Genomic DNA, 14,802 nt, shown 5'->3' on the forward strand with positions numbered 1-14,802 from the left:
TAAGGTTTTGTAATGTATTTTACCTTTTTATTATCAAAAAAAATTAAGAAAATTGACTCATTTGATAACCGCGATAAAGCTTATCATCTTTTATTTGCCAAATTGCTGTAAAATGAGCCAGCAACATTTCTTCTCTTGGGTTTTCAATCGTTTTTACAAAATGAGAATAACGCACTGATACTAAATCATCTTCTTCAATAATATGGCTCATTCTCACTTTAGAGCGCACATAAGCACGACCCAATTCATTAGCCATATCCAACATTGCATCATAATCCATTTCGATTAATCCTTTAGTGCTGTGCCATTCTAACTTTACTTCAGGATGCAAGTACGTTTTCATAATTTCACTATCAATTAAGGCATCCGACTTATAAAATCTTTGAACAAATTCTTTTATAGACATATTACTTCAATTTATTTAGAATTTCAGGAATCTTTTTGATATTGGCCAATTGTTTTAACTTTTCTCTTGATTCTTCGATTGGGGTTCCAAAATAAGATTTGCCACCTTCAACCGATTTAGTAACACCTGTTTGTCCCATAATAACAGCTTTCGCTCCTATTGTGATACCGCTAGTTGTTCCTACCTGACCCCAGATAGTAACTTCATCCTCAATTACTACGCATCCGGCAATACCGGTTTGTGAAGCAATTAAACATTTTTTACCAATTACAGAGTCATGTCCAACATGAACTTGATTATCAATTTTTGTTCCTTCTCCGATTGTGGTATCACCCGTTACTCCTTTATCAATAGTACAAAGTGCTCCGATACCAACATTGTCTTCAATAACAACTCTTCCACCAGAAATTAATTGATCAAAACCTTCTGGACGCTTTTTGTAATAAAATGCATCAGCTCCCAAAATAGTTCCAGCATGAATAATGACATTGTCGCCAATTACAGTATGATCATAAATTGAAACATTGGAATGAATTAGACAGTTTTTGCCAATTTTTACGTGATTTCCAATAAAACTATTTGGCTGAATTAAAGTCCCTTCTCCAATTTCTGCTGATGAGGCAATAGCTACATTTGCAAATTGAAAAGGTTTGAAATGTTTAGTCAAAGTATTGAAATCTCTGAAAGGATCGTCAGAAATTAAAAGTGCTTTTCCTTCTGGACAATCTACTTTTTTGTTAATCAAAACAATAGTTGCTGCAGATTGCAAAGCTTTATCATAATATTTTGGATGGTCAACAAAAACAATATCTCCGGGCTCTACAACATGAATTTCGTTCATGCCCAAAACCTGAAAGTTTTTATCGCCTATGAATTCGCAATTAAGCAAATTTGCAATTTCTTCTAAAGAATAAACCTTTGGAAATTTCATATGTTATAATTAGAAAATTTGTCAATTAGAAAATATGTCAATTAGAAATGAGTCAGTTAGATTATGAATGTTCAAAATTATATCGATTCACTAATAATCTAATTGACTCATTGACAAATTATCTTAATTAAAAACTACTCTTTTACACGCTCCATGTAAGAACCTGAAGCTGTATCAATTTTAATTTTATCACCTTCGTTGATGAATAAAGGTACGTTTACAGATGCTCCAGTTTCTACCGTAGCAGATTTTGTAGCATTAGTTGCTGTATTTCCTTTTACTCCTGGCTCAGCATAAGTAACTTCAAGAATTACAGATGCAGGCATATCAACTGATAAAGGCAAATCAGTTTCTGTATTGATCTGAACCATTACATTTGTTCCTTCTTTCAACAAATCTGGAGCATCTAAGATGTTTTTGTTTAAAGAAATCTGCTCAAATGTTTCAGCATTCATAAAGTGAAATTCATCACCTTCCGGATATAAGAATTGGAATGTATGTGTTTCAACACGAATAACGTCAATTTTATGACCTGCAGAAAATGTATTATCCAATACTTTACCTGAAGTTAAACTTTTTAATTTAGTTCTTACGAAAGCTGGACCTTTTCCAGGTTTTACGTGAAGGAATTCAATAATTTTATAGATGTCGTGATTAAATTTAATACATAATCCGTTTCTAATATCTGATGTAGATGCCATTGTAATTTGTTTTATTTTATTTTTTGTTGAACGTTGAATCGTTTAATTGTTTTTCGATTGAACGATTCAACAAATAAACAATTAAACTTTATTTTTAATAGTTTCCTGAATAACCTTTCATAATTCCTCGTGATGAATTTCTGATAAAATCTAAAATTTCATCTCTCTCAGGAGTCGCTTCCATTTCAGCTTCAATAATACTTAAAGCTTGAGTTGTATTATAATTTTTTTGGTATAAAATTCTATAGATTTCCTGAATTTCTCTAATTTTTTCAGTACTAAAACCTCTTCTTCTTAAACCAACTGAATTGATTCCAACATATGACAAAGGCTCTTTTGCCGCTTTTGTATATGGCGGAACGTCTTTTCTAACTAATGATCCACCAGAAATCATCGCGTGATCTCCAATGTGAATAAATTGATGAATAGCTGCTAAACCTCCAATAACAGCGTGGTTTCCAACAACAACGTGTCCTGCCAAAGCAACACCATTTACTATAATTGCATTGTTTCCAATTTCACAGTCGTGTGCAATGTGAGCATAAGCCATTACTAAACAATTGTTTCCAAGAATAGTTTGCCCTGAAGCTACTGTACCTCTATTGATTGTAACACATTCTCTAATTGTACAGTTATCTCCAATTATAGCAAGAGAATCTTCTCCCCCGAATTTTAAATCTTGTGGCACCGCAGAAATTACCGCTCCTGGAAAAATATTACAATTTTTACCGATACGCGCACCTTCCATGATGGTCACGTTTGAACCAATCCAAGTACCATCACCAATAACAACATTATTGTGAATTGTTGTAAAAGGCTCAATTACAACGTTTTTAGCGATTTTAGCGCCAGGATGAACATATGCTAATGGTTGATTCATATGTATGTTTTATATTTTAAATTAAAATAGTCTAATTTGAGGGCAACAAACCTAAACAATAAATTTGATTAATTATTGTTTTCTTGCAATTTGTGCCATTAATTCTGCCTCAGTTACTAATTTACCATTTGCGTATGCATTTGCCTGCATATGACAAATTCCTCTTCTGATTGGAGAAATCAATTCGCATTTGAAAATTAAGGTATCACCTGGCAATACTTTGTGTTTGAATTTAACATTATCAATTTTCATGAAATATGTCAAATAATTTTCAGGATCCGGAACAGTGCTTAAAACCAAAATCCCTCCTGTTTGTGCCATAGCTTCAACAATTAAAACTCCTGGCATAACTGGCGCTTCAGGGAAATGCCCTACGAAGAAATTCTCGTTCATAGTAACATTTTTCAAACCAACCACATGACGATCAGACATTTCAATAATTCTGTCAATCAACAAAAATGGAGGTCTGTGTGGAAGCATTGCCATAATTTTATGGATATCCATCAATGGCTCTTGGTTTAAATCATAAACCGGAACATGATTTCTCTGTTCTATTTTAATGATTTTAGCCAATTTTTTAGCAAATTGAGTATTTACAAAATGCCCTGGTTTGTTTGCAATAATTTTCCCTTGAATACGAACTCCGATAAGAGATAAATCTCCAATAACGTCAAGCAATTTGTGTCTTGCAGCTTCGTTTGGATAATGTAAAGTAAGGTTGTCTAAAACTCCATTTGGCTTTACAGAAATTTCATCTTTACCAAACGCTTTCTTTAAGTTTTCCATAGTAGATTCAGAAATTTCTTTATCTACATAAACAATTGCATTATTTAAATCACCTCCTTTAATCAAACCATGTTCTAATAAAGACTCTAATTCATGCAAAAAACTAAAAGTTCTAGAACTTGCAATTTCTGTTTTAAAATCGGCAATACTTTTAAGTGTTGCGTTTTGCGTACCTAAAACTTTTGTACCAAAATCAACCATTGTTGTTACTTGATAATCGTCGCTTGGCATTACAAGAATTTCGCTTCCCGTTGCTTCGTCAGTAAATGAAATTACTTCTTTTACTACATAAACATTACGTTGCGCATCTTGCTCTTCGATACCTGCTTTTTCTATAGCTTCGACAAAATATTTTGATGAACCATCCATAATAGGAAGTTCAGATGCATCTAATTCAATAATAATATTATCCAAATCGCATCCAACTACTGCTGCTAAAACATGCTCTGGAGTTTGTATTTTTACACCTAATTTTTCTAAATTAGTACCTCTTTGCGTATTAACAACATAATTAGCATCAGCCTCAATGATTGGCTGACCTTGCAAATCTACTCTAACAAAAGTGAAACCATTATTAATAGGAGCTGGTTTGAAAGTCATTGTAACTTCTTTTCCAGTGTGTAATCCTACGCCTGTTAGTGAAATTTCATTTTTGATGGTCTTCTGTTTAACCATTATTTCCATTTTTTGGGTTTATTATTTGTTTTTTTATTTCTTCAACTTCAGCCACAATTTTAGGAAGATTTTTAAAATGAACATACGATTTATTAAAATCAGTATATCCAAGTGATGGAGTTCCTTGTAAAACTTCATCATCTTTAATGTTTCTGGCAACTCCTGACTGTGCCTGAAGCCTAACATTATTACCTATAATTAAATGGCCTGCGATACCTACCTGCCCCCCAATCATACAGTTCTCTCCAATTTTAGTAGAACCTGCAACACCACTTTGAGCAGCTATAACAGTATTTTTCCCAATTTCTACATTGTGAGCAATCTGAATCTGATTGTCTAATTTCACTCCTTTTCTAATAATTGTAGAACCAAGTGTTGCTCTGTCAATTGTAGTATTTGCACCAACATCAACATTATCTTCAAGAATAACATTTCCAATTTGTGGTACTTTACTATATTCACCGTTTTCATTTGGAGCAAAACCAAAACCATCGGCACCAATTATGACACCAGAGTGAATCGTGCAATTATTTCCAATTACGCTTTCAGAATAAATTTTTGCTCCTGCAAAAACATAAACATTATCACCAATTACAACATTGTCACCGATAAAGCTGTTTGGATAAATTTTCACATTATTTCCTAAAACTACATTTTGTCCAATATAACTAAAGCTTCCTAAATATAGATTTTCTCCATATTTTGTTCCTTCAGACATAAAAGACTGTGCTTCAATTCCGGTTTTATTCAATTTTACCTGATTGTAAAAATGCAAAAGCTTAGAAAATGCTGCATAAGCATCTTCTACTTTTATTAAAGTGGTAGTGATATCTTGTTCTGGTACAAAGCTGTCGTTAACAATTGTTACTGTCGCTTTTGTACTATATATGTAGTTAACATACTTTGGATTAGCCAAAAAAGTAAGCGATCCTTCTTCGCCTTCTTCGATTTTAGATAGCCGAGAAACTTCTGCATTGGGATTCCCAACAACTTCTCCTTCTAAAATTCCTGCTATTTGTTCTGCTGTAAATTTCATCGCGACAAAAATATAAAAAATAGATTTTAAATGTTAATTTTAGATAAGTTGTTTTGGGAAACAGATATAATATTTTGTTACCAATTTAGATAACGATTTCAAATTCAGCTGGTCAGATGCTTCCACAACATCTTCAATTGTTTTATCTTTTTTCAAAATTCGTATCGGTTCAGCAGCTTTACTATAGGCTTGGTTTTTAATTTTTCCTCTAAAAATAAAATAACCGGCTTCTAATAATGAAATATGATGATCTTGTGCAAACTCTTCTTTCATTGCCTGAGATTCTTCAATCGAAATCTTCTCTGCACTAATTTTTATTTTTAGCAAATCTCTGTTAATGATCATTTTACTTAAAGTTGAAAGTATAAAATCATCTTGTCTTTGCCACGCTTTTAGAGCACTGATTATATCAAAATCATCTAATTGCGAAAACAAATCCAGTTTTTCGGCATCAAAATCTTCAAGTGTGATTTTGTTTTGCATGAAAAACAAAAGTGGCTCGCTACAAGGAAGATTAATTCCTTTTAATGTCAGTTCTTTTGCTCTTTTCAATACTTTCATCAAGATCAATTCGGCAACCAAGCTTGTTTTGTGTAAATACGCCTGCCAATACATCAATCGTCTTGAAAGCAGAAATTTCTCTACAGAATAAATTCCTTTTTCTTCTATAACTAAAACGTCATTTTCAACATTCATCATCTGAATCAAACGCTCAGAATTGACATTTCCTTCTGCAACTCCAGTATAAAAACTGTCGCGTTTTAAATAATCCATTCGATCCATATCCAATTGGCTTGAAATCAATTGCAACATGAATTTTCTGTGATATTCTCCTTTAAAAACCTGAATAGCCAAACTTAATTTTCCATCAAATTCTTCATTCAACTGATTCATAAACAATAAAGAAATCGCTTCGTGATGCACATCTTCAACAATACTTTTTTCCATTGCATGAGAAAACGGCCCGTGTCCTATATCATGAAGCAAAATCGCTATTAATAATGCATTTTCTTCTTCTTCAGAAATTGCAACATCTTTAAAACGAAGTGTGTCTATCGCTTTTTTCATTAAATGCATACATCCTAATGCATGATGAAAACGTGTATGATTGGCTCCCGGATAAACCAAATACGAAAGTCCCATTTGTGAAATACGGCGTAAACGCTGAAAATATGGATGCTGGATTAGGTCGTAAATAAGTTCATTCGGGATTGTAATAAACCCGTAAATGGGATCATTGAATATTTTTAACTTATTGATATGAGTCACTATTTGGTTATTTTTTAGGTCAACAAATATAAGTAAATAACTATAGTTTTTCATTTAAAAGTTAACATTAAATTTAGCTGATTTTGAGGCAAATACTTAAAAATCAAAAAGATTTTATATCAAAATTAGATTTCATTTATCTGAAATTTATACTATTTTTAATACTTTTTAAGTTCTATACTTCTAAATTGCATTAAAATTAAAATTGTTTATGGATAAGATAAAAATACTTTGGGTCGATGATGAAATTGATCTTTTAAAGCCTCATATATTATTTCTGGAGAAAAAAAACTATTCGGTAACAACTTGCAACAATGGTCTTGATGCAGTGGCTTTATTCGAAGAGGATAATTTTGACATTGTTTTTTTAGATGAAAATATGCCCGGAATGAGCGGTTTGGAAACGCTTTCTGAGATGAAAGAGAAAAAATCGGCCATCCCTATGATTATGATCACTAAAAGTGAGGAAGAATATATAATGGAAGAAGCGATTGGTTCTAAAATTGCTGATTACCTAATAAAACCAGTAAATCCGAATCAGATTTTGTTGAGTTTAAAGAAAAATCTGGATGACTCGAGATTGATTACTGAAAAAACAACTTTAGATTATCAGAAGGAATTCAGAAAAATTTCGATGGAATTAGCAATGGTCAATTCCTATGAAGACTGGGTTGAATTGTATAAAAAATTGCTTTTTTGGGAATTAAAACTTGAGGATATCAATGATACTGCGATGATTGAAATTTTGGAATCTCAAAAAGTGGAAGCCAATTCTCAATTCGGAAAATATATTGAAAGAAACTATGAAGATTGGTTTGCTCCAAAAGCAGACAAACCGATTCAGTCTCATAATTTATTCAAAGAATTGGTTGTACCAGAGCTTAAAAAGAAAGACAAACCTATTTTGTTTGTCGTGATTGATAATCTTCGCTACGATCAATGGAAATCATTTGAAACTGTTATTTCTAACTATTACAAATTAGAAAAAGAAGTTCCTTACTTCTCTATTTTACCAACTGCAACACAATATGCTCGAAATGCTATTTTTTCTGGTTTATTGCCAATTGAAATGGAAAAACAGTTTCCGCAATATTGGAAAAATGATGTTGAAGATGGCGGAAAAAACCTTTATGAAGCTGAATTTTTATCGGCTCAATTAAAACGTTTGGGCTTAAATATTAAGGAAGATTATTTTAAAATCACCAACTATGCCGGCGGTAAAAAACTAGCAGAAAATTTTAAAGCTTTAAAAGGAAACGACTTAGTAACGGTAGTTTACAATTTTGTCGATATGCTTTCGCATGCTAAAACAGAGATGGAAGTTGTAAAAGAGTTAGCTTCTGATGATAAAGCATACCGTTCCTTAACATTAAGCTGGTTCAAAAACTCTCCTTTATTGGAAATTATCCAGCAAGCACAACTTTTAGGTTTCAAATTAATTCTGACAACAGATCACGGAACAATAAATGTAAAAAATCCGTCAAAAGTTGTGGGAGATAAAAATACAAGCCTAAATTTGCGTTACAAAACTGGACGTAGTTTGACTTACGAACAAAAAGATGTTTATGTTGTTAAAGAGCCCAAAACAATTGGCTTGCCGGCAATAAACATGAGCAGTTCGTTTATTTTTGCCAAAAATGATTTCTTTTTGGCCTATGTAAACAACTACAATCATTATGTGAGTTATTACAAAAACACGTATCAGCATGGCGGAATTTCGTTAGAAGAAATGATTATTCCGTTTTTGGTGTTTAACCCTAAATAAAGTTTTCAGTCTTTCCCGATAAATATCGGGAAAGACTGAAATTAAAATAAACAGAAATAGAAATGAATATCGTTTTTTCATTAGATCAAATTCAAGAAGTTGCAGAGCAGATTATTACTTCAAATCCTAAAAAAATCATCCTTTTTAATGGAGAAATGGGAGTTGGAAAAACAACTTTAATCAAACAATTATGCAAAACTTTAGGCGTTGAAGATGCAACCAGCAGCCCAACTTTTTCTTTGGTGAATGAATACCAAACCAACAATAATCAAACGGTTTATCACTTTGATTTTTACCGATTAAACAAAGAAACCGAAGCACTCGATATGGGTGTTGACGATTATTTGTATTCCGGAAATTGGTGTTTTATTGAATGGTCCGAAAAAATTGCCAATTTGCTTCCTGAAGAATATTCTACAATAAATATTGAATTATTGGCAGATGGAAAAAGAAATTTAGAATTAGCATAAAACTTTGCGAGAGAATTACTCACAAAGAAAAAACAACAAAAATGAATACCTCAAAAGATATAGAAATAATTCCCTTCTCTCAAGATTTAAAAGAACATATCAAAACCTTAAATATTGCCTGGCTTGAAAAGTATTTTAAAGTCGAAGAAAAAGATAAATTAACTCTTTCAAATCCGCAAGAAGAAATTATTGACAAAGGCGGAATGATTTTTTATGCTCGTCATAATAGCAAAATTATTGGCACTGCATCTTTAATGAAAATCGATGATTCAACCTATGAATTAAGCAAAATGGCCGTTTCAGATGAAGCTCAAGGCTTAGGAATTGGAAACAAACTTCTGGAACATTGTATAAATGTCGCTAAAGAAAACAAGATTACAACATTGTTTTTATACTCCAACACGATTTTACTTCCTGCAATTCACTTATACAGAAAATTTGGTTTTATTGAAATCCCTTTAGAATCGGGCATTTACGAACGAGCCGACATAAAAATGGAGAAAAAAATATCTTAACATTGTCATTACAGTATTAGCAGAATTTTTGCACTAATTTTAAATCTTTTTACGTAATTTGTACCTTTAATTTTTTGCACACCCATGTCAATCACGTTAACTCCATTTACAAAACAACAATTGCTGCCACAGGAAGAAAAGCTTGAGGTTGGTCGTTTTAAAAGAGAACTTTTTATAGGAATTCCTAAAGAAACAAGTTATCAGGAACGTCGTATCTGCCTTACCCCTGACGCTGTGAACTCATTAACTTATGAAGGTCACAGAGTTATGATTGAATCTGGAGCGGGTGAAAGTTCAAGTTATACAGACAAAGAATATGCAGATGCAGGTGCAGAAATCACAAAAGACACAAAAAGAGTTTTTGGTTGTCCGTTTTTATTAAAAGTAGAACCGCCAACTTTAGCTGAAATCGAAATGATTAACCCTGAAACAGTTATTATTTCGGCGATTCAGCTCAAAACAAAAAAGAAAACTTATTTTGAAGCTTTAGCACAAAAGAAAATCACAGCACTTGCTTTTGAATACATTAAAGATGAAGACGGATCTTACCCGGCTGTAAAATCTTTGAGCGAAATTGCAGGAACTGCATCAATCCTTATTGCTGCCGAATTAATGATTACAGATGAATTCGGAAAAGGACTTTTGTTCGGAAATATAACAGGAGTACCTCCTACTGAAGTTGTAATTCTAGGAGCCGGAACTGTTGGTGAATTTGCTGCAAAAACCGCAATTGGGCTAGGCGCAAACGTAAAAGTTTTTGATAATTCGATTACTAAACTGCGTCGTTTACAAAATAATTTAAGTCAAAGAATCTTTACTTCAACTATTCAGCAAAAAGCTTTATTGAAAGCCTTAAGACGTTGTGATGTAGCTATTGGCGCCATGCGCGGCAAAGAACGCTGCCCGATTGTAGTTACTGAAACCATGGTAGAACACATGAAAAAAGGTGCTGTAATTGTTGACGTAAGTATTGATACAGGCGGCTGTTTTGAAAGTTCTGAAGTGACAACTCATGAAAAACCAACTTTCATTAAAAACAATGTTTTGCATTATTGTGTACCAAACATTCCTTCTAGATATTCAAAAACTGCCTCATTATCAATCAGTAACATCCTGACACCTTATCTGCATCAGATAGCCGAAGATGGTGGTATTGAAAGTGCAATTCGATGCAATAAAGGGCTTAAAAACGGAATTTATTTGTATCATGGAATCTTGACAAATAAAGCAATTGGCGACTGGTTTGATTTGCCGGACAACGATATTAATTTACTTGTATTTTAAAGGAACTTTAATGTACCTTTGCAAAAATTTTATTTCATGAAGTTCGTACACCGTTTTGCATATTATTTGATTGGTTTAGTGATGGGATGCTTTTTTGTAGCTCTTGTTTTTAGTGGTAAAGACACTCGTTGCAACTATTTTCCAAATGCCCGAGTTTTAAATAATTTAAGAACAAAGCCTTTTCAATATTCAGCTAAAGCAATTCAGACGTTAAACGAAAAATGGGTTGATACTGCTGATATTAAAAGTACTTTAACTTACGGAGATGTTGATTTTGATCAAAGCAATGTTCCGTTTAAAAAAGGAAAATTATATATCATTGAAGGTAAAACAGCTAAAAATCAAGAGATTATTTTAAAAGTAGTGAATTTTGAAAACAAAGCTGTTTTAGAAGAAATCATTAAAAAAGAAACTGAAAAATAGTTTCCAAAAATTTTAAAACCATTCTATTTCTTCAATTCCTTTTGACTTTAAAAAAGCATTTGTTTGGCTGAAATGTTTGTTTCCAAACCACTTCCCTTGATTAGCACTCATTGGTGATGGATGTCCGGATTCTAAAATATGATGTTTTGAACGATCTATTTTCAAACCTTTTTTCTGAGCGAAGCTGCCCCATAAAAGGAAAACAACATTTTCTTTTTGATCAGAAATAGCTTGAATGACAGCATCTGTAAATAGATTCCATTTTAAATGTTTATGACTATTTGGACTATCTTTTCGAACGGTTAAAGAAGCATTTAAAAGCAAAACTCCTTGCTGCGCCCATTTTTCAAGATTTCCAGATGTTGGCATAAAAATCGAATCAAAATCAGTATTTATTTCTCTGAAAATATTGCGAAGTGAAGGCGGAATTTTGACAGTATCATTTACAGAAAAGCTTAAGCCATTGGCTTCTCCTTCACCATGGTAAGGATCCTGGCCAATAATTACAACTTTTAAATCCTTAAAATTGCAATTATTGAAAGCTGCAAAAATCAATTCGGCTGGCGGATAACAGGTATGTGTTTTATATTCAATATCCAGCGCATCCATCAATTCTTTAAAATAGGGTTTCTGGATTTCGTCTTTTAAAACATTCTGCCAATCTTGAGCTAAATTAATTTTCATTTTAAAATTTTATTACAAATTACGCAAAGTTTTATCCAAACTGCCAAATTATTAGTGCTATTTAGTTTTAAAACTTTGTAACTTTGAAATCTTTACAACTTACGATATATAATGGTATCTATTACAGAAAAAACATTACAAGATTTACAATTTCCAACCGTGCTTGAAACCATTTCAGATGGCTGTAACACTGATATTGGAAAAGAAAAGGCTTTACAAATAAAACCATTCAGAGATAAAGAAGAATTGATGCAGTCATTGATGCAAACATCAGAGTATGTTTCTTCTTTTCAAAATAATAACGCAATTCCGAATCACGGTTTTGACGCTATCACGCATGAAATTAAATTTTTAGCAATTGAAGACAGTTTTCTTGAAGTAGGAAGTTTTAGAAAAATTGCTAATCTTTCTGCAACAACAAATGTCTTGTTGAATTTCTTAAAAAAATTCGATGATTATTATATGAATTTAAATGCAAGAGCTTCGCGTGTTGAATTGACTAAAGATATTATCACGGCAATTGACTCAATTGTAGACAAATACGGAGAAATTAAAGACAATGCTTCTCCTGCTCTTTCTGGAATTCGACAAAACATGAACTTGGTTCGCGGAAAAGTAAACCAAAGTTTTGGTGTGGCTTTAACGCAATACAATGGTTTAGGATATTTGAACGATATTAAAGAAAGTTTTGTTCAAAACCGTAGAGTTTTAGCGGTTTTAGCTATGTATCGACGTAAAGTAAAAGGTTCAATTTTAGGAAGTTCTAAAACCGGAAGTATTGCTTACATCGAACCAGAAGCTACATTAAAATATTCGAGAGAATTAGCCAATTTAGAATACGAAGAAAAAGAGGAAATTACTAGAATTCTAAAGAATTTATCCAATGTAATCCGCCCTTATCTTCCATTATTAATTGAATATCAAGACTTTTTAAGTGATATTGATGTCGTTGCCGGGAAAGCAAAATATGCCAATCGAATTAATGGAATTCTTCCAACGATTACTGAAGAAAGAAGATTGTTTTTCAGAGAAGCTTATCATCCTATTTTGTATTTGAATAACAAACAAAAAAAGGAAGTTACATATCCGCAAACTATTGAATTAAAACAAGAAAACAGAATTATTGTTATTTCTGGACCAAATGCCGGAGGAAAAACTATTTCCTTAAAAACGGTTGGTTTATTGCAATTGATGCTCCAATCTGGAATTTTGATTCCGGTTCATGAGCGTAGCGAAACCTTCTTATTTGACAGAATCTTAACGGATATTGGCGACAATCAATCTATTGAAAATCATTTGAGTACATATAGTTATCGATTAAAAAACATGAATTATTTCTTAAAGAAATGTAATCACAAAACCATGTTTTTAATTGACGAATTTGGTACTGGTTCTGATCCGGAACTTGGTGGAGCTTTGGCTGAAATTTTCTTAGAAGAATTTTATCATCGTGAAGCATTCGGAATTATTACAACGCATTATTCTAATTTGAAAATTCTAGCAAACGAATTACCATACGCAACAAATGCGAATATGATGTTTGATGAAAAGTCGCTTGAACCTATGTACAAATTAGCTTTGGGTCAGGCAGGAAGTTCGTTTACGTTTGAAGTTGCTCAAAAAAATGGGATTCCATTTGGCTTAATTAATCGTGCAAAAAAGAAAATCGAAGTTGGAAAAGTTCGTTTTGACAAGACTATTGCAACGCTACAAAAAGAAAGATCAAAACTGGAAAAAACTTCTTTGAATTTAAAAGAAGAAGAAACCCGAGCGCGTGAGGAAAGCAAAAAGATGGAAAACATCAATACAAAAATCCAGCAAAAATTAGAAAGCTATCAGGAATTATACGACAGCAATCAAAAGATAATTTACATTGGACAAAAAATTGATGATATAGCCGAAAAATATTTTAACAATAAAAACAAGAAAGAACTTATTGGTGAATTTCTGAAAATTGTCGAAATCGAAAATTCAAAACGTAAAAAAGCAACTCCAAAAGAAACTAAAGCAAAAGTTGAAAAACAAAAAGAAATTATTGCTGAAGTTCAAGTAAAAGTTGAAGAAATTCGAAAAGAGAAAAAAGAGAAAAAACTTAAACCTGTTATCGAAAAACCAAAACCTATTTTAAAAGTTGGTGATCGAGTAAGAATGCTGGACGGAAAATCTGTTGGAAGTATTGATTCTATCGAAAAAAATAAGGCAACTGTCAATTATGGTATTTTTACTTCGAAAGTAAGCCTTGATGAATTGGAATTAGTGGAAGCGGTTAAGAAGTAATCTTTTCTATAAATTTTATTTAAAAAAAACATGAAAATTTGATCAGAATTAAAATAAGACGATTTAAGCAATTGTTTTAAAAATTACGATTCCAAATATAGATAAATTTTAAAAACGGATTTTAAACATTTTATTTAAGTCGTTTTTTATTTGTAAAATTTATCGAAATTAAAAAAATAATAGATTTTACAAATAATCTTTAATTGCTAAAACAAAATACAATTTTATAAATCTTCTACGTTAATATAAATGCAAAACTTGATTTACAATAAGAATGGAAAGTCTTCCAAAAAATAAAAAAATAATTCTCTTTGATGGAGTTTGCAATCTTTGTGATTCTGCTGTTCAATTTATTATTAAACACGATAAAAAAGACATTTTTAGGTTTGTGGCATTGCAGTCAGAATTAGGAATTTCAATTTGCAAACATTTAGGAATTAGTTTTTCTAAAATGGACAGTATCATATTCTATGAACCTAGAACAGCCTATTTTTACAAATCTTCAGCGATTATTGAAATAGCTAAAAATTTTGGCGGACTTTGGAAATTGATTCCGATTTTTAGAATTGTACCAATTTTCATCAGTGACAGAATTTATGATTATGTTGCTAAAAACAGATACAATTGGTACGGCAAAAAAGAAAGCTGTATGATTCCAACTCCCGAATTGAAATCGAAGTTTCTTTAAAAATTTCAATGC

At 31.9% G+C, this 14,802-nt stretch carries 15 protein-coding genes; 7 read left to right on the forward strand and 8 right to left on the reverse strand.

Going from position 1 to position 14,802, the window contains the following annotated elements; all coding sequences use genetic code 11:
* Positions 1-43: 43 nt before the first annotated feature.
* The 7 genes from ACNFIH_RS01360 to ACNFIH_RS01390 form a co-directional block, all read right to left on the reverse strand.
* Positions 44-406 (reverse strand): nuclear transport factor 2 family protein, encoded by a 363-nt coding sequence (locus ACNFIH_RS01360; protein ID WP_426485154.1) that lies wholly within the window; start codon positions 404-406, stop codon positions 44-46.
* Position 407: 1 nt separating this feature from the next.
* Positions 408-1,337, reverse strand: coding sequence for a UDP-3-O-(3-hydroxymyristoyl)glucosamine N-acyltransferase (locus ACNFIH_RS01365; RefSeq protein ID WP_426485155.1), 930 nt, complete (start codon positions 1,335-1,337; stop codon positions 408-410).
* A 134-nt stretch (positions 1,338-1,471) separates the two neighbouring features.
* Positions 1,472-2,038 (reverse strand): elongation factor P, encoded by a 567-nt coding sequence (gene efp, locus ACNFIH_RS01370; RefSeq protein WP_142448846.1) that lies wholly within the window; start codon positions 2,036-2,038, stop codon positions 1,472-1,474.
* 94 nt (positions 2,039-2,132) lie between these two features.
* Positions 2,133-2,918, reverse strand: a complete 786-nt coding sequence (lpxA, locus tag ACNFIH_RS01375; protein ID WP_029270176.1) for an acyl-ACP--UDP-N-acetylglucosamine O-acyltransferase — start codon at positions 2,916-2,918, stop codon at positions 2,133-2,135.
* Positions 2,919-2,990: 72 nt separating this feature from the next.
* On the reverse strand, positions 2,991-4,379 hold the full coding sequence (locus ACNFIH_RS01380) for a bifunctional UDP-3-O-[3-hydroxymyristoyl] N-acetylglucosamine deacetylase/3-hydroxyacyl-ACP dehydratase (protein WP_035645037.1): 1,389 nt from the start codon (positions 4,377-4,379) through the stop codon (positions 2,991-2,993).
* Positions 4,372-5,415 (reverse strand): UDP-3-O-(3-hydroxymyristoyl)glucosamine N-acyltransferase, encoded by a 1,044-nt coding sequence (gene lpxD, locus ACNFIH_RS01385; RefSeq protein ID WP_035643888.1) that lies wholly within the window; start codon positions 5,413-5,415, stop codon positions 4,372-4,374. The genes ACNFIH_RS01380 and lpxD overlap by 8 nt, the downstream gene beginning before the upstream one ends.
* A gap of 39 nt (positions 5,416-5,454) precedes the next feature.
* Positions 5,455-6,684 carry an HD domain-containing protein gene (locus ACNFIH_RS01390; RefSeq protein ID WP_426486706.1) on the reverse strand — a complete coding sequence of 410 codons (1,230 nt, stop codon included), beginning with the start codon at positions 6,682-6,684 and terminating at the stop codon, positions 5,455-5,457.
* A gap of 211 nt (positions 6,685-6,895) precedes the next feature.
* On the opposite strand from ACNFIH_RS01390, the gene ACNFIH_RS01395 reads away from it, so the two are divergent.
* From ACNFIH_RS01395 to ACNFIH_RS01415, 5 genes are all read left to right on the forward strand, one after another.
* Positions 6,896-8,449, forward strand: coding sequence for a bifunctional response regulator/alkaline phosphatase family protein (locus ACNFIH_RS01395; RefSeq protein ID WP_035643890.1), 1,554 nt, complete (start codon positions 6,896-6,898; stop codon positions 8,447-8,449).
* Positions 8,450-8,511: 62 nt separating this feature from the next.
* Positions 8,512-8,919: a tRNA (adenosine(37)-N6)-threonylcarbamoyltransferase complex ATPase subunit type 1 TsaE gene (gene tsaE, locus ACNFIH_RS01400; RefSeq protein WP_426485156.1), complete on the forward strand. Its 408-nt coding sequence runs from the start codon at positions 8,512-8,514 to the stop codon at positions 8,917-8,919.
* A 41-nt stretch (positions 8,920-8,960) separates the two neighbouring features.
* Entirely contained in the window at positions 8,961-9,434 is a 474-nt protein-coding gene (locus tag ACNFIH_RS01405; RefSeq protein WP_426485157.1) for a GNAT family N-acetyltransferase, read from the forward strand.
* Between the two features lie 84 nt (positions 9,435-9,518).
* Positions 9,519-10,718: an alanine dehydrogenase gene (locus tag ACNFIH_RS01410; RefSeq protein ID WP_035643897.1), complete on the forward strand. Its 1,200-nt coding sequence runs from the start codon at positions 9,519-9,521 to the stop codon at positions 10,716-10,718.
* 36 nt (positions 10,719-10,754) lie between these two features.
* Entirely contained in the window at positions 10,755-11,141 is a 387-nt protein-coding gene (locus ACNFIH_RS01415; RefSeq protein WP_035643899.1) for a DUF4258 domain-containing protein, read from the forward strand.
* A 12-nt stretch (positions 11,142-11,153) separates the two neighbouring features.
* Here ACNFIH_RS01415 and ACNFIH_RS01420 read toward each other — a convergent pair whose 3' ends face one another.
* Positions 11,154-11,825: a uracil-DNA glycosylase gene (locus tag ACNFIH_RS01420; protein WP_426485158.1), complete on the reverse strand. Its 672-nt coding sequence runs from the start codon at positions 11,823-11,825 to the stop codon at positions 11,154-11,156.
* Positions 11,826-11,936: 111 nt separating this feature from the next.
* Here ACNFIH_RS01420 and ACNFIH_RS01425 point away from each other — a divergent pair, with 111 nt between their 5' ends.
* Positions 11,937-14,102 carry an endonuclease MutS2 gene (locus tag ACNFIH_RS01425; protein ID WP_426485159.1) on the forward strand — a complete coding sequence of 722 codons (2,166 nt, stop codon included), beginning with the start codon at positions 11,937-11,939 and terminating at the stop codon, positions 14,100-14,102.
* A 274-nt stretch (positions 14,103-14,376) separates the two neighbouring features.
* The gene (locus tag ACNFIH_RS01430; RefSeq protein ID WP_426485160.1) at positions 14,377-14,790 is read left to right on the forward strand and encodes a thiol-disulfide oxidoreductase DCC family protein; all 414 of its coding nucleotides are present in this window, start codon (positions 14,377-14,379) and stop codon (positions 14,788-14,790) included.
* Positions 14,791-14,802: the final 12 nt, after the last annotated feature.

Source organism: Flavobacterium sp. 2 (genome assembly GCF_049949195.1).
Taxonomy (GTDB): Bacteria; Bacteroidota; Bacteroidia; order Flavobacteriales; family Flavobacteriaceae; genus Flavobacterium.